This is a genomic window from Enterobacter cloacae complex sp. 418I7 (genome assembly GCF_050030705.1).
Taxonomy (GTDB): Bacteria; Pseudomonadota; Gammaproteobacteria; order Enterobacterales; family Enterobacteriaceae; genus Enterobacter; species Enterobacter intestinihominis.
In genome coordinates this window covers 3,165,642-3,186,232 of the sequence record NZ_JBLGUU010000001.1, presented here as the reverse complement: position 1 = coordinate 3,186,232, position 20,591 = coordinate 3,165,642, and the positions used below count along the sequence as shown (strand labels likewise).

The following is a 20,591-nucleotide window of genomic DNA, read 5'->3' as shown; positions in this document are numbered from 1 at the left end:
GCGGCTCCCTTTTTTTTTGCCAGAACACGGAGTTATGCATGAAGGCTGTTACCCCTGAGAAGAGCGCTCCTTCCGGGAACCTTTCCCTTTTCCGCATCGCCTTTGCGGTGTTTCTGACCTACATGACCGTTGGTCTGCCGCTGCCGGTGATCCCCTTGTTCGTTCACCAGGAGCTGGGCTATGGCAACACCATGGTCGGTATTGCGGTGGGCATTCAGTTTTTAGCGACGGTATTAACCCGGGGTTACGCCGGTCGCCTCGCGGATCAGCACGGCGCAAAACGCTCGGCGTTGCAGGGCATGTTTGCCTGCGGGCTGGCGGGGGGAGCCTGGCTGCTGGCGGCGCTGTTGCCGATAGATGCAGCGTATAAATTCGCGCTGCTGGTGGCAGGGCGCCTGATCCTCGGCTTTGGCGAAAGCCAGCTGCTGACCGGCACCCTGACCTGGGGAATGGGGCTGGTGGGACCTGCGCGTTCCGGAAAAGTGATGTCCTGGAACGGGATGGCGATTTACGGCGCGCTGGCGGCAGGCGCACCACTGGGGCTGCTGATCCACAGCCAGTTTGGTTTTGCGGCGCTGGCAGGCACTACCATGGTATTGCCGCTGCTGGCGTGGGCGTTTAACGGTTCGGTGCGCAAGGTGCCCGCCCATAAAGGCGAGCGTCCTTCGCTGTGGAGCGTGGTGGGGCAAATCTGGCAACCGGGGCTTGGGCTGGCGCTTCAGGGAGTGGGCTTTGCGGTTATCGGTACCTTCGTCTCCCTCTATTTCATGAGCCGCGGCTGGGCGATGGCAGGCTTTACGCTGACGGCTTTTGGCGGCGCATTTGTATTGATGCGCGTGCTGTTTGGCTGGATGCCGGATCGCTTTGGCGGCGTGAAGGTGGCGGTGGCGTCACTGGTCATTGAGACCGTGGGTCTGGTACTGCTCTGGCAGGCGCCGTCCGCATCCGTTGCGCTGCTGGGTGCGGCGTTAACCGGCTGCGGCTGTTCGCTGATCTTCCCGGCGCTGGGCGTTGAAGTGGTGAAGCGCGTGGCTCCGCAGGTGCGCGGCACGGCGCTGGGCGGCTATGCGGCGTTTCAGGATATCTCTTACGGCATCACCGGGCCGCTGGCGGGGCTGCTTGCAACGTCGTTTGGCTATCCTTCCGTATTTCTCGCCGGTGCGGTGTCAGCGGTAGTGGGGATTGTGGTGACGCTGGTGGCGTTTCGCAGGTCGTAGTTTTTGCCCGGTGGCGCTCCGCTTACCGGGCCTACAACCGCGCGAACCGTAGGCCGGGTAAGGCGTTGCCGCCACCCGGCAGTTTTAAGCAACCAGCCAGAAAATCGCCAGCGCAATCAGCAACGCGATAAACATCAATCCCGGACGGGCAGAAAGCGTCTTGAACGTGTCAACAACGGGGGCAAACAGCGGGTTGTAGATCGGCTGAATGTTTCTTACCTCCGGCACGCCGCCTTCCCGCTCGGCGCGGCGAACGAAGATCTGATTCAGTAAATCCTGTACCTGCGCGGTGGTCAGCACGGTTTGCGGTGTCGCCTGCCAGCTCTGCTGGGCGTAATCCCGGATCATATCGAACTCGTGCGGTTCCAGCGGTTGTTTCAGTGCCGCCTGTACGCTGTGCAGGGTCGGAGCGCTCTGGGTGCTGAGCGTCTGACGCGCCTGGAGCCAGGTGACCAGATGGGTAAACTGTTTTGCCGGGATCATCTCGCCCGCTTTCACACCGGAAAGTTCCAGCATGGATTGCCAGATAAGCTTTGTCGGTTCGCCGGTGGCGGCAGCCAGCTTAGTGACCATCTGCTTGAGCGTATTATGCTCCGCAGGCTGCAATGGCCGTTCTGTAGACGGGCGCTGTTGCGGCTGCGGGATAGAAAGCTGATTGCTTTGCAGCAGGGTCAACACGGTTTTCAGCTGTTCCGGCGAAAGCTGGCTCAGGGCGGTATGACCGTACTGTTGACGGATAAAATCACTCACTGCCTGACGATTATTCCCCTGGCCCAACAGCTCGGTCAGCTGCGAGATAATCTGGCGGGTAGTATGTTGCTGCTGTGCGCTGGTAAGACGCTGGTTCAGGTTTTGTTCGGCGGCAGGGAAATGGCGCGACTGTAGCGGCGCATCGTTTCTTACGCCCAAATCGTGCTTAACGCCGGCCCATACCTCTGCGTTTTGCTGTGAGGTCAACGCAATAAGACGCGTGATCAGACGCTCCAGTACGGTGCGTTGCTGCGTGGAGAGCGGTTGTTCGCCTGGCGTGTTGGGCGTTACGGGGCCTTCACCCGGAGGGCGCGGAGGCGTACCTGAAATGGGCTGCATCGTCAAAAATCCTTAAAGTCAAACTCAGCGTAACCGGGCGGAGATATATGCCCGGCGGCGAGATTATGGCACACTTGGCAGGTTTACTTCCTCTCAAACAGGTACTCAGACGTGAAAATCCTCGTTGATGAAAATATGCCTTACGCCCGTGAGCTGTTCAGCCGCCTGGGTGAGGTTAAGGCTGTCCCTGGTCGCCCGATTCCGGTCAGCGAACTGGACGATGCAGACGCCCTGATGGTGCGCTCGGTGACCAAAGTAAATGAGGCGCTGCTCACCGGCAAAGGGGTTAAATTTGTCGGGACGGCAACGGCCGGGACCGATCATGTGGATGACCAGTGGCTTAAGCAGGCGGGGATTGGTTTTTCTGCGGCACCAGGCTGTAACGCCATTGCCGTCGTGGAATATGTATTCTCCTCGCTATTGATGCTGGCCGAGCGCGATGGTTTTGCGCTGAAAGACCGCACCGTCGGGATTGTGGGTGTGGGCAACGTGGGCGGACGTCTGCAAAAGCGTCTGGAAGCCTGGGGCATCCGCACTCTGCTGTGCGATCCGCCGCGTAAGGATAACGGCGATGAGGGCGATTTCCGCACGCTGGATGAGCTGGTCGACGAGTGCGACGTCATCACCTTCCATACGCCGCTCTTTAAAGAAGGGCCGTACAAGACTCTGCACCTGGCCGACGAAAAGCTGATCCGCCGTCTGAAGGCTGGCACTATTCTGATAAATGCCTGCCGGGGACCGGTGGTGGATAACGCGGCGCTGCTGACATGTCTCGACGAGGGTCAAGATCTTAGCGTCGTACTGGACGTCTGGGAGCCAGAGCCGGATCTCAACGTCGCATTGCTGAATAAGGTGGACGTGGGTACCGCGCATATCGCGGGTTATACCCTTGAAGGCAAAGCGCGTGGCACAACCCAGGTGTTTGAGGCTTACAGCGCCTTTATCGGCCATCCGCAGCAGGTCGCGCTGGATACGCTGCTGCCCGCCCCGGAATTTGGTCGCATTACCCTTCATGGACCGCTGGATGAGGCAACGCTGAAAAGACTGGTGCATTTGGTGTATGATGTGCGCCGCGATGACGCGCTGCTGCGTAAAGTGGCGGGTATTCCGGGTGAGTTTGACAAGCTGCGCAAAAATTACCTTGAGCGCCGCGAGTGGTCCTCCCTGTATGTGATGTGCGATGACGCCCCCGCGGCGGCGCTGTTGCATCAGCTGGGATTTAACGCCGTTCACCACCCGGCACGTTAATGTCTTCTTAATGCTCCCTGTCGGATATTCCGGCAGGGACGCTTTTTTATTTCTGGAGTAAACCACCATGTCTGAAGGCTGGAACATTGCCATTTTGGGTGCCACTGGCGCCGTGGGCGAAGCCCTGCTTGAAACCCTTGCTGAGCGTCAGTTCCCGGTGGGCGACATTTACGCGCTGGCGCGTACCGACAGCGCAGGAGAACATCTGCGTTTCGGCGGGAAATCCGTGATGGTGCAGGATGCCGCCGCGTTTGACTGGACACAGGCTCAGCTTGCGTTTTTTGCCGCAGGTGCGGAAGCCACGGCATCCTACATTGAAGAAGCGACCAATTCAGGCTGTCTGGTGATCGACCTGAGCGGCCTGTTCTCCCTGGAGCCGGATGTGCCGCTGGTGGTGCCGGACGTCAACCCGTTTGTGCTGGCTGACTACCGCAACCGCAATATCATTGCAGTACCGAACAGCCTCACCAGCCAGCTGCTGACCGCGCTGAAGCCGCTGATCGACGACGGTGGCCTGTCGCGTATTTCCGTGACCAGCCTGCTGTCAGCCTCCGCTAACGGCAAAAAAGCCGTAGACGCACTGGCAGGGCAGAGCGCGAAGCTGCTGAACGGTATCCCGATCGACGAAGATGATTTCTTTGGCCGCCAGCTGGCGTTCAACATGCTGCCGCTGCTACCGGATCGTGAAGGTTCGGTGCGGGAAGAGCGTCGTATCGTCGATGAAGCACGCAAAATTCTGCAGGATGACGGTCTGATGATCTCCGCGAACGTCGTGCAGTCTCCGGTCTTTTACGGCCACGCGCAGATGGTTGGGTTTGAAGCCCTGCGTCCGCTGGCGGCTGAAGAAGCCCGCGACGCGTTTGGCCGCGGTGAGGACCTTGTCCTGTCCGAAGAGAGTGAATTCCCGACGCAGGTGGGCGACGCTACCGGCAGCGCGCATCTCTCTGTGGGCTGCGTGCGTAACGATTACGGTATGCCTGAGCAGGTGCAGTTCTGGTCCGTTGCCGACAACGTGCGTTTTGGCGGCGCGCTGATGGCGGTCAAAATCGCGGAAAAACTGGTGCAGGAGTATCTGTACTGATGTCAGATGTGGAACAAAAGCCGGTCCATAGAATTGCCCTCGGCATTGAATACGATGGCAGTAAATACTATGGCTGGCAGCGGCAGAATGAGGTGCGCAGCGTCCAGGAGAAGCTGGAGAAAGCGCTCTCTCAGGTGGCGAATGAACCGATAAGCGTCTTCTGTGCGGGCCGCACCGATGCCGGCGTTCACGGCACGGGGCAGGTGGTGCATTTTGACACCACCGCCGTGCGCAAAGACGCGGCCTGGACGCTGGGTGTAAATGCGAATTTGCCTGGTGACATTGCCGTGCGTTGGGTGAAAGCTGTGCCGGATGATTTTCACGCGCGTTTCAGCGCGACGGCGCGGCGCTACCGTTATGTCATCTACAACCAGCGCCTGCGTCCGGCGGTGTTAAGCCAGGGCGTGACGCATTTTTATGAACCGCTGGATGCAGAACGTATGCAGCGTGCGGCGCAGTGTCTGATTGGAGAGAATGATTTTACGTCGTTTCGTGCGGTGCAGTGTCAGTCCCGTACGCCGTGGCGTAACGTCATGCACATTAACGTCAGTCGTTATGGCGCGTATGTGGTGGTGGATATCAAAGCCAATGCCTTTGTACATCATATGGTGCGGAATATTGTAGGCAGCCTGATGGAAGTGGGCGCCGGACACCAGCCGGAGAGCTGGATTGCAGAACTGCTGGCAGCGAAGGACAGAACGCTTGCGGCAGCAACGGCGAAAGCGGAAGGTCTGTATCTGGTTTCGGTGGATTACCCGGACCGGTTCGACCTGCCAAAACCGCCAATGGGCCCGCTGTTTTTAGCGGACTAAACAAAGGCGCAATTAGGGCTTAGACAATATGGACGTAATACGTTTTCTGATTGATTTCATCCTGCACATTGATGTTCACCTGGCGGAGCTGGTCGCGCAGTACGGCGTCTGGGTATACGCCATTCTGTTCCTCATTCTGTTCTGTGAAACCGGCCTTGTGGTTACGCCGTTCCTGCCGGGAGATTCACTGCTGTTCGTGGCGGGCGCGTTATCCGCACTGCCAACGAATGACCTGAATGTCCACCTGATGGTCGTCCTGATGATCATCGCCGCGATTATTGGTGATGCGGTCAACTACACTATCGGGCGGGTGTTTGGCGAGCGGTTGTTCAGTAATCCGGACTCGAAGATTTTCCGCCGCAGTTATTTAGATAAGACCCATGCGTTCTATGAGCGCCATGGCGGTAAGACCATTATCCTTGCCCGTTTTGTGCCTATTGTGCGCACATTTGCACCGTTTGTGGCGGGAATGGGTCACATGTCCTATCGTCATTTTGCCATGTACAACGTGGTGGGCGCGCTGCTATGGGTACTGCTGTTTACCTATGCGGGCTACCTGTTTGGCGATCTGCCGGTGGTTCAGGAAAACCTTAAGTTACTGATTGTAGCGATTATTGTGCTTTCCGTTCTGCCGGGTGTGATCGAAATTATTCGTCACAAACGCGCGGCGGCAAAACAAGCGAAGTAAGTGCACGCTGGCGGTTCGACCACTTTTTTATCCAAAGTTTCGGGCTGTTATGTTTTAATGTGCAACATTCATGGTCTGTTGGAGGCAAAAATGGCATTATTCGCCTCTTACAGCAAAACTGGCATACGACCAGGTTCAGGCAGAAAGGTTATCAATGAGCTGGATTGAACGAATTAAAAGCAACATTACCCCAACGCGTAAAGCGAGCATTCCTGAAGGGGTATGGACGAAGTGTGATAGCTGCGGCCAGGTTCTGTATCGCGCAGAGCTGGAACGCAATCTTGAGGTGTGTCCGAAGTGTGACCACCATATGCGTATGTCGGCGCGCAACCGCCTGCATAGCCTGCTGGACGAAGGTTCTCTGGTAGAACTGGGCAGCGAACTGGAGCCAAAAGATGTGCTTAAGTTCCGCGACTCCAAAAAATACAAAGATCGTCTGGCCTCTGCACAGAAAGAGACCGGCGAGAAAGACGCGCTGATCGTCATGAAAGGCACCCTGCATGAGATGCCGGTGGTTGCCGCCGCGTTTGAGTTCGCCTTTATGGGCGGCTCAATGGGCTCTGTGGTTGGTGCGCGTTTCGTGCGTGCCGTTGAGCAGGCGCTGGAAGACAACTGCCCGCTGATCTGCTTCTCTGCCTCCGGTGGCGCACGAATGCAGGAAGCGCTGATGTCCCTGATGCAGATGGCGAAAACCTCTGCCGCGCTGGCGAAAATGCAGGAGCGCGGTCTGCCGTACATCTCGGTACTGACCGACCCAACCATGGGCGGCGTTTCTGCAAGCTTCGCGATGCTGGGCGACCTGAACATCGCTGAGCCAAAAGCGCTGATCGGCTTTGCCGGTCCTCGCGTTATCGAGCAGACCGTACGTGAGAAACTGCCGCCGGGCTTCCAGCGCAGTGAGTTCCTCATTGAGAAGGGTGCTATCGACATGATCGTCCGCCGCCCGGAGATGCGCCTCAAACTGGCAAGCGTCCTGGCGAAGCTGATGAATCTGCCGTCGCCGAGCCCGGACGAGCCGCGCGAAGGCGTGGTGGTACCGGATCAGGAACCCGAGGCCTGATAACTGAAAAGGGCAGGGCCAAATGGCGCTGCCCTTTTGCTTTCTAAACCGTTAATGACAACCGGGCATCATGGAAAATAAAAGCATTCCTCAAGCCACGTCGCCCCTGGCCGCGTGGCTTTCTTATCTGGAAAACCTGCACAGTAAAACTATCGACATGGGCCTTGAGCGCGTAAGCCAGGTTGCCGCGCGCCTTGACGTGCTGAAACCTGCGCCTTTCGTGTTTACCGTGGCCGGCACTAACGGTAAAGGCACCACCTGCCGCACGCTGGAATCTTTCCTGATGGCCGCCGGTTATAAGGTAGGCGTTTACAGCTCGCCGCATCTGGTGCGCTACACCGAGCGCGTGCGGGTGCAAAACACCGAGCTGGCCGAATCGGCCCATACGGCGTCGTTTGCCGCTATCGAAGCCGCGCGCGGCGATACCTCATTAACCTATTTCGAATACGGCACCCTGTCGGCGCTGTGGCTGTTTAAGCAGGCGCAGCTGGACGTGGTGATCCTGGAAGTGGGTCTGGGTGGACGTCTGGATGCCACAAATATGGTAGATGCGGATGTCGCCGTCGTCACCAGCATCGCGCTGGATCACACCGACTGGCTGGGGCCCGACCGCGAAAGCATTGGCCGTGAGAAGGCCGGTATTTTCCGGGCCGATAAGCCTGCCGTGGTTGGCGAACCGGACATGCCACATACCATCGCTGAAGTGGCGAAAGAGAAGGGTGCTCGTCTGCTGCGTCGCGGCGTGGACTGGCAGTATGAGGTGCAGGACAACGGCTGGCGCTTTAGCGACGCGCAGGGCGTGCTGGAGAATCTGCCGCTGCCGCAGGTGCCACAGCCTAACGCGGCGACTGCGCTGGCAGCCCTGCGCGCCAGCGGGTTAGCGGTGAGCGAGCAGGCAATCCGCGATGGCATTCAGAACGCACTGCTGCCGGGACGTTTTCAGATTGTGAGTGAGTCGCCGCGTCTGATTCTGGATGTTGCACATAATCCGCATGCGGCGGCGTACCTCGCAGGACGTCTCAAATCGTTACCAAAAACCGGGCGCGTGCTGGCGGTTATCGGTATGCTTCATGATAAAGATATCGGCGGCACGCTGGCCTGCATGGAGAGTGTGGTCGATAGCTGGTATTGTGCTCCTCTGGAAGGGCCGCGCGGCGCGACTGCTGAGCAGTTGATGGAACATCTCGGCAAAGGCGAAATCTACAGCAGTGTGGTTTCGGCCTGGCGTGCCGCGATGGCGGAGGCTAAACCAGAAGATACCGTGCTGGTGTGTGGGTCATTCCACACGGTGGCACATGTCATGGAAGTGATGGACGCGGGGAGAACCGGTGGCGAGTAAGTTTCAGAACCGTTTAACAGGAACCATTGTGCTGGTCGCGCTCGGGGTGATTATTCTCCCGGGACTGCTCGACGGGCAAAAAAAGCATTACCAGGATGAATTTGCGGCCATTCCGCTGGTACCCAAACCGGGCGATCGCGACGAGCCCGATATGCTGCCAGCGGCAACGCAGGCGCTGCCAGCCCAGCCGCCTGAAGGCGCAGCGGAAGAGGTGCGCGCAGGTGATGCAGCCGCGCCGTCTCTTGACCCGTCGCGTCTGGCGACGAACAATAACATCGAGATTGATCCGGTGCCGGTAGAACAGCCTAAGCCTGTTGAGAAGCCGAAACCGGTGGAGAAGCCGCAGCCGAAACCGCAGCGGGATAAAGCGGCCGAGCAACTGGCAGCCGCTTCAGAAACGCCACCGCCGGCGAAACAGGACGCGGCCCCTACCGGCAAAGCCTATGTCGTTCAGCTCGGTGCATTGAAAAATGCAGATAAGGTCAATGAGATTGTGAGTAAACTGCGCGGCGCGGGATACCGTGTTTATACTTCACCCACCACGCCGGTACAGGGTAAAATTACCCGTATCCTCGTGGGGCCGGATGCGTCTAAAGATAAGCTCAAAGGTTCGCTTGGCGAACTGAAGCAGATCTCCGGGCTGAGCGGTGTGGTGATGAACTACAGCGCGAACTGATAAGGCTCCCCTCACCCCGGCCCTCTCCCCTTTGGGGAGAGGGTTAGGGTGAGGGGGAGAAAGCAGACGTCCACAGAGACGTCAGGCGGAGGGGCGTTGAGCATTTTTTCAGCGCCTTTTTTATTTACGCGTGGGAAGGAAATCCCTACGCAAACGTTTTCTTTTTCTGTTAGAATTCGCCCCGAACTGGATGACAGGGCGTTTAATCGTGGGACACATATGGTCTGGATTGATTACGCCATCATTGCGGTGATTGGTTTTTCCTGTCTGGTTAGCCTGATCCGTGGCTTTGTTCGTGAAGCGTTATCGCTGGTAACCTGGGGTTGTGCTTTCTTTGTTGCCAGTCATTACTACACTTACCTGTCTGTCTGGTTCACGGGCTTTGAAGATGAACTGGTCCGAAACGGAATCGCCATCGCGGTGCTGTTTATCGCGACGCTGATTGTCGGCGCTATCGTCAATTACGTGATAGGTCAGCTGGTCGAGAAAACCGGTCTGTCAGGAACGGACAGGGTACTCGGCATCTGTTTCGGCGCGTTGCGAGGCGTGCTGATTGTGGCCGCGATCCTGTTCTTCCTGGATACCTTTACCGGGTTTTCCAAAAGTGAAGACTGGCAAAAATCGCAGCTCATTCCGGAGTTCAGCTTCATCATCAGATGGTTCTTTGACTATCTGCAAAGCTCGTCGAGTTTCTTGCCCAGGGCATAAACCCTGAGATGTGGCTTAACGAGGAAAAGACGAATGTGCGGTATTGTCGGTATCGCCGGTTTCATGCCGGTAAACCAGTCGATTTATGACGCGTTAACGGTGCTTCAGCACCGTGGGCAGGATGCTGCGGGTATCATCACCATTGATGCAAACAACTGCTTCCGTTTACGCAAGGCGAATGGCCTGGTAAACGATGTGTTTGAAGCCCGCCATATGCAGCGTCTGCAAGGTAATATGGGGATCGGTCACGTTCGTTATCCTACTGCTGGTAGTTCCAGCGCCTCTGAGGCTCAGCCTTTTTACGTTAACTCCCCGTATGGCATCACGCTTGCCCACAATGGCAATCTGACTAATGCCCACGAGCTGCGTAAAAAGCTGTTTGAAGAGAAACGTCGCCACATTAATACCACCTCTGATTCTGAAATCCTGCTCAATATCTTTGCCAGCGAGCTGGATAACTTCCGCCATTATCCGCTGGAAGCAGACAACATTTTTGCCGCCGTTGCCGCGACTAATCGCCAGATCCGTGGCGCGTACGCTTGCGTGGCGATGATTATCGGTCACGGCATGGTGGCCTTCCGCGATCCAAATGGCATTCGCCCGCTGGTGCTCGGCAAACGTGACCTCGGCGATGGCCGTTCCGAGTACATGGTTGCCTCCGAAAGCGTGGCGCTGGACACGCTGGGCTTCGAATTCCTGCGTGATGTCGCGCCAGGCGAAGCGGTCTACATCACCGAGAAGGGCCAGCTGTTTACCCGCCAGTGCGCCGACAATCCGGTGAGCAACCCGTGCCTGTTCGAATACGTTTACTTCGCGCGTCCGGACTCGTTCATCGACAAAATTTCCGTTTACAGCGCGCGCGTCAACATGGGGACGAAGCTGGGCGAGAAGATTGCCCGCGAGTGGGACGATCTCGACATCGACGTCGTGATCCCAATCCCTGAAACCTCCTGTGATATCGCGCTGGAAATTGCCCGTATTCTGGACAAGCCGTACCGTCAGGGCTTCGTGAAAAACCGCTACGTTGGCCGCACCTTTATCATGCCGGGCCAGCAGCTGCGTCGTAAGTCCGTACGTCGTAAGCTGAACGCTAACCGTGCCGAGTTCCGCGACAAGAATGTGCTGCTGGTGGACGACTCCATTGTGCGCGGCACGACGTCTGAGCAGATCATCGAGATGGCGCGTGAGGCCGGGGCGAAGAAAGTATATCTCGCCTCCGCAGCGCCGGAAATTCGCTTCCCGAACGTGTATGGCATTGATATGCCAACCGCTAATGAGCTGATTGCGCATGGCCGTGAAGTGGATGAGATTCGCCAGATCATCGGGGCCGACGGCCTGATTTTCCAGGATCTGAACGATCTGATCGATGCGGTGCGCGCCGAGAACCCGGATATTCAGCAGTTCGAATGCTCGGTATTCAATGGGATCTACGTGACAAAAGACGTAGACCAGCAGTATCTCGACTACCTTGATTCTCTGCGTAACGACGATGCGAAAGCCGTCCAGCTGCAAAACGATCTCGAAAGCTTAGAGATGCACAACGAAGGTTGATGCTCCGGCAAGTGAGGGCGAATGCCCTCACTTGCAACTCCCCGTAAAATCCTGCACAGTCAGCCCTGAAATCAGCAAGGGCAAAAATCATGAAACGACTCATTGTAGGGATCAGCGGTGCCAGCGGCGCGATTTATGGCGTCCGGCTGTTACAGGTGCTGCGTGACGTTGCTGGCGTAGAAACCCATCTGGTGATGAGCCAGGCGGCGCGTCAGACCCTCTCTCTTGAAACCGATCTCTCTCTGCGCGACGTTCAGGCGCTGGCTGATGTTGTCCACGATGCCCGCGATATCGCCGCCAGCATCTCTTCGGGCTCGTTTAAAACGGCCGGCATGGTTATTTTGCCCTGTTCGATTAAAACCCTCTCCGGTATCGTAAACAGCTATACCGACACGCTGGTGACGCGTGCGGCGGACGTGGTGCTGAAAGAGCGTCGTCCTCTGGTGCTCTGCGTGCGGGAAACGCCGCTGCACCTGGGACATCTGCGTTTAATGACGCAGGCAGCCGAACTGGGAGCTGTGATAATGCCGCCGGTCCCCGCGTTCTATCATCGTCCACAAACGCTGGACGATGTCATCAACCAGACCGTTAACCGCGTGCTGGATCAGTTCGATATAGACCTGCCGGAAGATCTCTTTACCCGCTGGCAGGGGGCGTGAGGCTGTGCACAAACAAGGTGCATGAAATGACTGTTTGCCCTGTTTCAGGGCAAAACTGCAACCGCGATCATATCCTCGACATTTAATTCGCTTTTTCCCTTTTTCTCTTTCCGGTTCGTTCGGCAGACCTGCTATCTTTCACCATTAAGGCAGTATCGCAACGTTTTATTAACATATTTAACGTCGTAGTTTTAACCCGACGACAATGTGGCATAAGACCTGCAAGAGCAGCCTGCAACACAACACACAACATAAACCATAATAAAATCACGGTTCTTGAGGGTAAATGTATGAAGAAGACGGTTCTGGCTCTGTCTTTGCTCGTGGGCTTGAGTGCAGCAGCAAGTAGCTATGCAGCGCTACCACAGACAGTTCGTATCGGTACAGACGCAACCTACGCGCCATTCTCCTCCAAGGATGCGAAAGGCGATTTCGTGGGGTTTGATATCGATCTGGGAAATGAGATGTGCAAACGCATGGAAGTGAAATGCACATGGGTGGGCAGTGACTTTGACGCGCTGATCCCGTCGCTGAAAGCCAAGAAAATTGATGCCATTATCTCTTCTCTCTCCATCACGGAAAAACGTCAGCAGGAGATCGCCTTCTCAGAGAAGCTCTACGCTGCCGACTCACGTTTGATTGCCGCGAAAGGCTCGCCAATCCAGCCGACCATCGACTCGCTGAAAGGCAAACATGTTGGCGTGCTTCAGGGCTCGACCCAGGAAGGTTACGCCAATGCTAACTGGCGCGAGAAAGGCGTCGATGTGGTCGCTTACCAGAACCAGGATCTGATCTACTCTGACCTGGCGGCAGGCCGTCTGGATGCCGCGTTTCAGGATGAAGTCGCCGCGAGCGAAGGCTTCCTGAAACAGTCTGCGGGTAAAGAGTACGCCTTTGCCGGCCCGTCGGTGAAAGACAAAAAATACTTTGGCGACGGCACCGGTATTGGCCTGCGTAAGGATGATACCGAGCTGAAAGCCGCCTTCGACAAAGCGTTTAATGAGCTGCGTACAGACGGTACCTACGACAAACTGGCGAAGAAATACTTCGATTTCAACGTCTACGGTGATTAATACCTGAATGAGATGCACTGATGTGGTGCATCTTTAGGGGGAGTGTTCCAGTATGGTGCAAGCAATGCACCAGATTGGAACGCTGTGTGCATAGTTAAGCATTTTAAATGCAAAAATTCCCGTTCAGAGGCATTAATCTTTGCCTGAGTGAGGGGATTAATGGCACATTAACGGCACCCCATAGTCGTAAAATCTCGTATTTAGACAGTTTGTTGAGGACAGATATGAAAAAACTGGTGTTGTCACTTTCTCTGGTACTGGCCTTTTCCAGCGCCACCGCAGCATTCGCAGCCATTCCGCAGAAAATTCGTATTGGGACTGACCCAACCTACGCGCCTTTCGAATCGAAAAATGCGAAGGGGGAACTGGTCGGTTTTGACATCGATCTGGCTAACGAGCTGTGCAAACGCATTAAAGCGCAATGTACCTACGTTGAAAACCCGCTGGACGCGCTAATCCCGTCCCTGAAAGCGAAAAAAATTGACGTGATCATGTCCTCCCTGTCTATCACCGAAAAACGTCAGCAGGAGATTGCCTTCACGGACAAACTCTACGCGGCTGACTCACGTCTGGTGGTGGCGAAATCCTCTGACATTCAGCCAACCCTTGAATCTCTGAAGGGCAAACGCGTGGGCGTGTTGCAGGGTACGACGCAGGAAACCTACGGTAACGAGCACTGGGCGCCAAAGGGGATTGAAATTGTCTCTTACCAGGGCCAGGAAAACATCTACGCAGACCTGACGGCAGGCCGTATTGACGCGGCATTCCAGGATGAAGTGGCGGCAAGCGAAGGCTTCCTGAAACAGCCTGTGGGTAAAGATTACAAGTTCGGGGGGCCGTCCATTAAGGACGAAAAACTCTTTGGCGTTGGTACCGGTATGGGCCTGCGGAAAGAAGACAACGAACTGCGTGAAGCCCTGAACAAAGCGTTCGCCGAGATGCGCGCGGACGGCACTTACGACAAGCTGGCGAAAAAGTACTTCGATTTTAATGTTTACGGCGGCTAATCGCCCCGTCTGATAACGTGCGGCCCCTCCCGTTGCGGGAGGGGAAAAGACACGGTTCTACCACTCACGAGACGACAGGGCACGCGGTATGCTGTACGGATTTTCTGGCGTTATTTTACAGGGCGCGCTTGTCACCCTTGAGCTGGCTATCAGCTCCGTGGTGCTGGCGGTGCTGATAGGCCTGGCGGGCGCGGGGGCAAAGTTATCCGCCAACAGACCGCTGGCGCTGATATTTGAAGGCTATACCACGCTGATTCGCGGCGTGCCTGACCTGGTGCTGATGCTGCTGATCTTTTATGGCCTGCAAATCGCACTTAACGGCGTCACGGATGCCATCGGCATGGATCAGATCGATATCGACCCGATGGTGGCCGGTATTATTACCCTTGGTTTTATCTACGGTGCTTATTTCACTGAGACCTTTCGCGGCGCTTACATGGCTGTGCCGAAAGGGCACATTGAAGCGGCGACCGCCTACGGTTTTACCTCCTCACAAACGTTTCGCCGGATCATGTTCCCGGCCATGATGCGCTACGCGCTGCCGGGCATCGGTAACAACTGGCAGGTTATTCTCAAGGCAACGGCGCTGGTCTCCCTGCTGGGTCTGGAAGATGTGGTGAAGGCCACGCAGCTGGCGGGTAAAAGTACCTGGGAACCGTTCTATTTTGCGGTAGTCTGCGGCGTAATCTATCTGGTCTTTACGACCGTCTCCAATGGTGTGCTGCTTCTGCTCGAACGTCGCTACTCCGTGGGTGTGAAGAGGGCTGACCTGTGATTGAGATTATTCAGGAGTACTGGAAATCCCTGCTGTGGACGGATGGCTACCGCTTTACTGGCGTGGCGATCACGCTGTGGCTGCTGATCTCCTCGGTGGTCATGGGCGGCATTCTGGCGGTGTTCCTCGCCATTGGCCGCGTGTCGAACAATAAATTTATCCAGTTTCCGATCTGGCTGTTCACCTACGTGTTTCGCGGTACGCCGCTGTACGTGCAACTGCTGGTGTTCTATTCCGGAATGTACACGCTGGAGATCGTGAAAGGCACCGAGATGCTGAACGCGTTCTTCCGCAGCGGTCTGAACTGTACGGTGCTGGCGCTGACCCTTAATACCTGCGCCTATACCACCGAAATCTTCGCCGGGGCCATTCGTTCCGTGCCGCACGGTGAGATTGAGGCGGCGCGCGCGTACGGCTTCTCCTCCGTGAAGCTCTATCGCTGTATTATTTTGCCTTCAGCGCTGCGCATTGCGCTGCCGGCGTACAGCAACGAAGTGATTTTAATGCTGCATTCGACGGCACTGGCGTTTACCGCCACGGTGCCGGATCTGTTAAAGATTGCCCGCGATATTAACTCTGCCACCTACCAGCCGTTTACGGCGTTTGGTATTGCGGCAGTGCTCTATTTGATCATTTCTTACGTCCTGATCAGCCTGTTCCGTAAGGCTGAAAAACGCTGGTTGCAGCATATAAAACCGTCGACGCACTGAGAATTTATGATGGCTGAGAACAAATTAAACGTAATTGATTTGCACAAGCGCTACGGCGAACATGAAGTGCTGAAAGGGGTGTCGCTGGAGGCTAACGCGGGCGACGTGATCAGTATTATCGGCTCATCAGGTTCGGGTAAAAGTACCTTCCTGCGCTGCATCAACTTCCTCGAAAAACCGAGCGAAGGATCGATTGTGGTGAGCGGACAGAACATCAACATGGTCCGTGATAAAGACGGTCAGCTTAAAGTGGCGGATAAAAACCAGCTGCGCCTGCTGCGTACGCGTCTGACAATGGTATTCCAGCACTTCAATCTCTGGAGCCACATGACGGTGCTGGAGAACGTGATGGAAGCGCCGGTTCAGGTGCTCGGCTTAAGCAAGCAGGAAGCCCGCGAGCGTGCGGTCAAATACCTGGCGAAAGTGGGTATCGACGAGCGGCAGCAGATCAAATATCCGGTGCACCTGTCAGGGGGACAGCAGCAGCGTGTTTCCATCGCCCGCGCGCTGGCGATGGAGCCGGAAGTATTGCTGTTTGACGAACCGACTTCCGCGCTGGACCCGGAACTCGTTGGCGAAGTGCTGCGCATCATGCAGAAGCTGGCGGAAGAGGGCAAAACGATGGTGGTGGTGACGCACGAGATGGGCTTCGCCCGTAACGTTTCTAACCACGTTATCTTCCTGCATCAGGGCAAGATTGAGGAGCAGGGGCATCCGGACGAAGTGCTGGCGAACCCGCAAAGCCCGCGTTTGCAGCAGTTCCTGAAAGGCTCGTTGAAGTAATCTTTCGCCTTTCTCCCTCTCCCTGTGGGAGAGGGCCGGGGTGAGGGCATCAGGCCGCAGAGCCGCCCAATCGCCCGGTGGCGCTTCGCTTACCGGGCCTACAAAAACCGTCGGCCGGGCAAACGCAGTGCCGCCCGGCATTCAGACCGCACCACACTCCAGCCGATACACCCAGTCGTCATACCGTACGCCGTTAATCTCGTACGCCTTCTCCAGTACCTGTGTGCGCACAAAACCTGCTTTCTCAAGAACCCGCACCGACCCGCCATTATCCGCCAGCACGTACGCGTTAAGCGCCTTCACGCCCGTCTGGTTAAATGCATACTCACACACCGCGCGCAGCGCCTCGCTGGCAATGCCTTTTCCCTGCGCGTCAGGCACAACCGTGTAGCCAATATCCGCCTCTTCACGGTTCGCCGCACTGATTTGCAGGCCGATATCCCCGAGCGGCGTAACGTCGTTATGCAGACGGATCACAAAGACATGCTCCGCCATCAGGCGCGCGGCAAATACGCGGCGCGTCTCTTTTTCAGGCATGATAGCGGCCATATAGCGCATGATGTTGGGGTCTTCGCGCAGAGAGCGAAAGAACGCCCAGTCAGAAGGTTCGAAAGGGGTGAGGTGAAGCCGGGTTGTGGTGATGGTTGCCATAGTTACGCCATATCATCCAGAGATGGCGTATAACTCTAACATATTCACTGCACCACATCCCCCAGCGCCTCTTCCAGGTCATACCAGCGGAACGTAAATCCGGCCGCTTCCAGCCGTTTTGGCAGCGCGCGCTGGCCGCCCAGCACCAGCACCGAAGATTCGCCCATCAACAGCCGAATCGCCGTCGCAGGTACGCGCAGTACCGCCGGACGATGCAGGGCATGACCTAGGGCGTGAGCAAACTGTTCATTACGTACGGGGTAGGGAGATACCATGTTAAACGGCCCGCGCAGGTCGTTATCCAGCAGCCAGAGAATACCGTTGACCATATCGTCGATATGGATCCACGCCAGATACTGACGACCGTTGCCGATGGGCCCGCCAAGCCCCATTTTAAACGGCGGCAACATTTTACCGAGAATACCGCCTTTCGGAGCAAGCACCACGCCGGTGCGCAGCAGGCAGACGCGGGTGTTATCGCTCTGCGCCCCGCAGGCAATGCGCTCCCACTGGGCGCAGAGTTTATGGGTAAACTCGTTGTGCGGCGGCTCTTCTTCGGTCACCACCACTTCACCGAGATCGCCATAATAGCCTGTTGCAGAGCCGGAAATCAGCACCGAGGGCGGCATCTCGCTGTTACGAATCAGCTCAACCAGCCTTTCGGTCATGTTCCAGCGGCTGCTGCATAAACGCTGTTTTTGCTCTTCGGTCCAGCGTTTATCAGCGATAGGCTCGCCTGCGAGGTTGATGACGGCGTCAAAGCCGTTCAGATCCTGCCGTTCCGCCAGGCCTTTCCAGATCTCAACGCCGGTGCCCAGCACCTGGCGCGCTTTCTCCGGGCTGCGCGTGACCACGGTAATGTCGTGATGCAACGCCTGCAAACGTGGAATGAGATGGCGACCAATCAGCCCCGTACCGCCGGTGAGCAGGATCTTCATACAACCTCCAGGTTTACGCCTGGCGCTGCCAGCTTAACGTCATGGAGACGGAGTCGGCGTAGCGCAGGGCGTGAAGTTTATCGATCTCCACTTCAGCATAAGTGACCCATTGGTGTTCGCGTGCGATGTCGAGCACATCCTGAGTTAATTTTTCCAGTAGCGCAAAACGGTTGTTCTCAACGTACTGGATGATGCTTTTGGTGATCGTGCGATAGTTCAGCGCGTCATTGATGTCTTCGCTGGCGCGCGCCTTGTCTGCCGGGTAATGGATCACGACATTCACCACGATATCCTGGCGATTCGCGATCTCCTCCTCTTTGATACCAATGAATGTGCGTAAGCGTAGGTTTTTTATACGAATAATAGCGTCATGCTGGGACATTGCAGGTCTTCTCCGTGTCAGTATTTTTACCTCATCATACATGAGGAGAACACCTGCACCCAACGGGGCACAGGCTCAAATCTGATGGATTTTTTGCATGGCGCGTTCGGTTGCCGGGCGGGTCCGGATGCGCTCAAACCAGTTGTTCACCGCCGGATAAGTGGCCAGGTCGATCCGGTGGCGTTCATGGGTGTTAATCCACGGCCAGCAGGCGATATCTGCGATGCTGTAATGCTCACCTCCCAGCCACGGTGATTTTTCCAGCCGACGGTTCAGGACCCCGTACAGGCGCTGGGTTTCGACCTGATATCGCTCAATGGCGTAAGGGATCGTCTGCGGCGCATAGGCGGTAAAGTGATGATTCTGCCCCAGCATCGGCCCCAGGCCGCTCGACTGCCAGAATAACCATTGCAGTATGTGATGACGCTCGCGCATCTCCCCGCTCAGAAGCTTGCCGGTTTTCTCCGCCAGATAAAGCAGTATCTCCCCGGATTCAAACAGGCTTAGCGGTTTTCCGCCGTCTGAAGGCAAGTTATCAATGATGGCCGGAATTTTATTGTTGGGCGAGATGGCCAGAAAAACGGGGCGGAACTGATCGCCTTTGCTGATATCCACGCGAATGATCCGGTAGTCCAGTTCGGCTTCTTCAAGAAAGAGGGTGATCTTATGGCCATTAGGGGTGGGGGCATAATAGAGATCTATCATTCTCAACTCCTGTCAGTGCGAATAGTGTTGCCATGAAAAATCAGTATAGGTGCTTGTTGTAAATCGTGAGTTTTCATCAAGTGACAGCGAGGCAAAGAGATTATATGTTGAGTGAAAACCGATCAGCCGATGAGGATGTTATGAGCCAGCCTGTAATAACGTTGTGGTCCGATGCGAACTTTTTTTCCCCTTATGTCATGAGCGTTTATGTGGCGCTGGCAGAAAAGGGGCTAACTTTTAGTCTGAAAACCGTTGACCTGGACAGCGGCGAACATCTGAAGCCTCAGTGGCAGGGCTACGCGCTCACCCGCCGTGTCCCTGTGCTGGAGATTGACGGTTTTGAGTTGAGTGAATCCTCAGCGATTGACGAGTACCTTGAAGACCGCTTTGCCCCACCAGAGTGGGAACGCATCTATCCTCACGATCTGCAAAAGCGCGCCCGCGCCCGCCAGATCCAGGCGTGGCTGCGTAGCGACCTGGTGCCGATTCGCACAGAACGCTCCACGGACGTGGTGTTCGCTGGCGTCAAAAAGCCCGCCCTCAGCGAGGAAGGCTTATCCAGCGCCCGGAAGCTGATTGATACCGCGTCATCGCTGCTGTCACAGGGTAACCCAAACCTGTTTGGCGAGTGGTGTATTGCCGACACCGATCTGGCGCTGATGCTCAATCGCCTTATCCTCAACGGCGATGACGTCCCACAGCTACTGGTGGATTACGCCACATTCCAGTGGCAACGCGCGTCGGTACAGCGCTATCTGGCACTCTCTGCTAAGCGCGCGGGCTGATAAGACGGGGCGCTTGAGGTATGATAGGGGCAGTCTGAATTCCCGAGGAGTAACTGATGAAACTGATGTTTGCGTCGGATATTCATGGATCGCTGCCCGCGACCGAACGCGTGTTATCTCTGTTTGCCCAAAGCGGGGCGCAATGGCTGGTGATCCTGGGCGATGTGTTAAACCACGGCCCACGCAATGCGTTGCCGGAAGGCTATGCTCCCGCGCAGGTGGCGGAAAAACTTAATCATTTTGCCTCGCGCATTATCGCCGTTCGCGGCAACTGCGACAGCGAAGTTGACCAGATGCTGCTGCAATTTCCCATCACCGCTCCCTGGCAACAGGTGTTGATGGAAAACAGCCGTTTGTTCCTGACCCACGGGCACCTGTTCGGCCCGGATAACCTGCCGTCACTCGCCGCTGGCGATGTCCTGGTTTATGGTCATACTCATATTCCGGTGGCGGAAAAACGCGGGGCGTTTTACCACTTTAACCCCGGGTCTGTCAGCATTCCTAAAGGCGGTAACCCGGCAAGCTACGGCATGTATGAAGACGGGACATTAAGCGTTATCGCACTTAATGATCAGCAAGTTATTGCGCAGATAGCGATTAATCCGTAAGTTACACCACAACTGCAAACGCGCCGAAAGAGCGCTTAGACGAGAA

The 20,591-nt window shown here is 56.3% G+C and carries 23 protein-coding genes; 18 read left to right on the top strand and 5 right to left on the bottom strand.

Features of this window, described 5'->3' with window-relative positions:
* The first annotated feature begins 38 nt into the window (after positions 1-38).
* Positions 39-1,217, top strand: coding sequence for an MFS transporter (locus ACQG0S_RS15345; protein ID WP_047729280.1), 1,179 nt, complete (start codon positions 39-41; stop codon positions 1,215-1,217).
* 84 nt (positions 1,218-1,301) lie between these two features.
* Here the strand turns inward: ACQG0S_RS15345 and flk are convergent, their stop codons facing one another.
* On the bottom strand, positions 1,302-2,306 hold the full coding sequence (flk, locus tag ACQG0S_RS15340) for a flagella biosynthesis regulator Flk (protein ID WP_045621148.1): 1,005 nt from the start codon (positions 2,304-2,306) through the stop codon (positions 1,302-1,304).
* A gap of 111 nt (positions 2,307-2,417) precedes the next feature.
* On the opposite strand from flk, the gene pdxB reads away from it, so the two are divergent.
* The 15 genes from pdxB (at position 2,418) to hisP (ending at position 16,476) form a co-directional block, all read left to right on the top strand.
* Positions 2,418-3,554 carry a 4-phosphoerythronate dehydrogenase PdxB gene (pdxB, locus tag ACQG0S_RS15335; protein ID WP_023306650.1) on the top strand — a complete coding sequence of 379 codons (1,137 nt, stop codon included), beginning with the start codon at positions 2,418-2,420 and terminating at the stop codon, positions 3,552-3,554.
* A 67-nt stretch (positions 3,555-3,621) separates the two neighbouring features.
* Positions 3,622-4,635, top strand: a complete 1,014-nt coding sequence (locus ACQG0S_RS15330) for an aspartate-semialdehyde dehydrogenase (RefSeq protein ID WP_023306649.1) — start codon at positions 3,622-3,624, stop codon at positions 4,633-4,635.
* Complete coding sequence (truA, locus tag ACQG0S_RS15325; RefSeq protein WP_001286071.1) at positions 4,635-5,447, top strand: tRNA pseudouridine(38-40) synthase TruA; 813 nt, start codon at positions 4,635-4,637, stop codon at positions 5,445-5,447. The genes ACQG0S_RS15330 and truA overlap by 1 nt, the downstream gene beginning before the upstream one ends.
* A 28-nt stretch (positions 5,448-5,475) precedes the next feature.
* A complete protein-coding gene (locus ACQG0S_RS15320) occupies positions 5,476-6,135 on the top strand; it encodes a DedA family protein (protein ID WP_006811410.1) in 660 nt (219 codons plus the stop codon).
* Positions 6,136-6,289: 154 nt separating this feature from the next.
* Positions 6,290-7,195, top strand: coding sequence for an acetyl-CoA carboxylase, carboxyltransferase subunit beta (gene accD / locus ACQG0S_RS15315; protein WP_022648854.1), 906 nt, complete (start codon positions 6,290-6,292; stop codon positions 7,193-7,195).
* Positions 7,196-7,265: 70 nt separating this feature from the next.
* Entirely contained in the window at positions 7,266-8,534 is a 1,269-nt protein-coding gene (gene folC, locus ACQG0S_RS15310; RefSeq protein ID WP_169441245.1) for a bifunctional tetrahydrofolate synthase/dihydrofolate synthase, read from the top strand.
* The gene (gene dedD, locus ACQG0S_RS15305) at positions 8,524-9,210 is read left to right on the top strand and encodes a cell division protein DedD (protein ID WP_023300639.1); all 687 of its coding nucleotides are present in this window, start codon (positions 8,524-8,526) and stop codon (positions 9,208-9,210) included. Before folC ends, dedD begins: the two co-directional genes overlap by 11 nt.
* Before the next feature lie 219 nt (positions 9,211-9,429).
* Positions 9,430-9,918: a colicin V production protein gene (cvpA, locus tag ACQG0S_RS15300; protein ID WP_000262116.1), complete on the top strand. Its 489-nt coding sequence runs from the start codon at positions 9,430-9,432 to the stop codon at positions 9,916-9,918.
* Between the two features lie 33 nt (positions 9,919-9,951).
* Complete coding sequence (purF, locus tag ACQG0S_RS15295; protein WP_008502595.1) at positions 9,952-11,469, top strand: amidophosphoribosyltransferase; 1,518 nt, start codon at positions 9,952-9,954, stop codon at positions 11,467-11,469.
* An 89-nt stretch (positions 11,470-11,558) separates the two neighbouring features.
* Positions 11,559-12,128 carry a UbiX family flavin prenyltransferase gene (locus tag ACQG0S_RS15290; protein WP_015572254.1) on the top strand — a complete coding sequence of 190 codons (570 nt, stop codon included), beginning with the start codon at positions 11,559-11,561 and terminating at the stop codon, positions 12,126-12,128.
* 290 nt (positions 12,129-12,418) lie between these two features.
* The gene (gene argT, locus ACQG0S_RS15285; RefSeq protein WP_048965800.1) at positions 12,419-13,201 is read left to right on the top strand and encodes a lysine/arginine/ornithine ABC transporter substrate-binding protein ArgT; all 783 of its coding nucleotides are present in this window, start codon (positions 12,419-12,421) and stop codon (positions 13,199-13,201) included.
* A gap of 224 nt (positions 13,202-13,425) precedes the next feature.
* Entirely contained in the window at positions 13,426-14,208 is a 783-nt protein-coding gene (gene hisJ / locus ACQG0S_RS15280; RefSeq protein WP_003861421.1) for a histidine ABC transporter substrate-binding protein HisJ, read from the top strand.
* An 88-nt stretch (positions 14,209-14,296) separates the two neighbouring features.
* Positions 14,297-14,983 (top strand): histidine ABC transporter permease HisQ, encoded by a 687-nt coding sequence (locus ACQG0S_RS15275; protein ID WP_006811404.1) that lies wholly within the window; start codon positions 14,297-14,299, stop codon positions 14,981-14,983.
* Positions 14,980-15,693: an ABC transporter permease gene (locus tag ACQG0S_RS15270; RefSeq protein WP_003861424.1), complete on the top strand. Its 714-nt coding sequence runs from the start codon at positions 14,980-14,982 to the stop codon at positions 15,691-15,693. The genes ACQG0S_RS15275 and ACQG0S_RS15270 overlap by 4 nt, the downstream gene beginning before the upstream one ends.
* A 9-nt stretch (positions 15,694-15,702) precedes the next feature.
* The gene (gene hisP, locus ACQG0S_RS15265) at positions 15,703-16,476 is read left to right on the top strand and encodes a histidine ABC transporter ATP-binding protein HisP (protein ID WP_003861426.1); all 774 of its coding nucleotides are present in this window, start codon (positions 15,703-15,705) and stop codon (positions 16,474-16,476) included.
* Between the two features lie 141 nt (positions 16,477-16,617).
* Here hisP and ACQG0S_RS15260 read toward each other — a convergent pair whose 3' ends face one another.
* The 4 genes from ACQG0S_RS15260 to yfcG all read right to left on the bottom strand — a co-directional run bounded on the left by ACQG0S_RS15260 (position 16,618) and on the right by yfcG (position 19,152).
* The gene (locus tag ACQG0S_RS15260) at positions 16,618-17,127 is read right to left on the bottom strand and encodes a GNAT family N-acetyltransferase (RefSeq protein WP_045308691.1); all 510 of its coding nucleotides are present in this window, start codon (positions 17,125-17,127) and stop codon (positions 16,618-16,620) included.
* A 44-nt stretch (positions 17,128-17,171) separates the two neighbouring features.
* A complete protein-coding gene (locus ACQG0S_RS15255) occupies positions 17,172-18,065 on the bottom strand; it encodes a TIGR01777 family oxidoreductase (RefSeq protein WP_023300635.1) in 894 nt (297 codons plus the stop codon).
* 13 nt (positions 18,066-18,078) lie between these two features.
* Complete coding sequence (folX, locus tag ACQG0S_RS15250) at positions 18,079-18,447, bottom strand: dihydroneopterin triphosphate 2'-epimerase (RefSeq protein WP_169441242.1); 369 nt, start codon at positions 18,445-18,447, stop codon at positions 18,079-18,081.
* 75 nt (positions 18,448-18,522) lie between these two features.
* Positions 18,523-19,152 (bottom strand): GSH-dependent disulfide bond oxidoreductase, encoded by a 630-nt coding sequence (gene yfcG / locus ACQG0S_RS15245; protein WP_169441240.1) that lies wholly within the window; start codon positions 19,150-19,152, stop codon positions 18,523-18,525.
* A gap of 140 nt (positions 19,153-19,292) precedes the next feature.
* Between yfcG and yfcF the strand changes: the two genes are divergently transcribed.
* Both yfcF and yfcE read left to right on the top strand, forming a co-directional pair.
* Positions 19,293-19,937: a glutathione transferase gene (yfcF, locus tag ACQG0S_RS15240; RefSeq protein ID WP_023300634.1), complete on the top strand. Its 645-nt coding sequence runs from the start codon at positions 19,293-19,295 to the stop codon at positions 19,935-19,937.
* A 56-nt stretch (positions 19,938-19,993) separates the two neighbouring features.
* Complete coding sequence (gene yfcE, locus ACQG0S_RS15235; protein WP_023300633.1) at positions 19,994-20,545, top strand: phosphodiesterase; 552 nt, start codon at positions 19,994-19,996, stop codon at positions 20,543-20,545.
* Positions 20,546-20,591 lie beyond the last annotated feature (46 nt).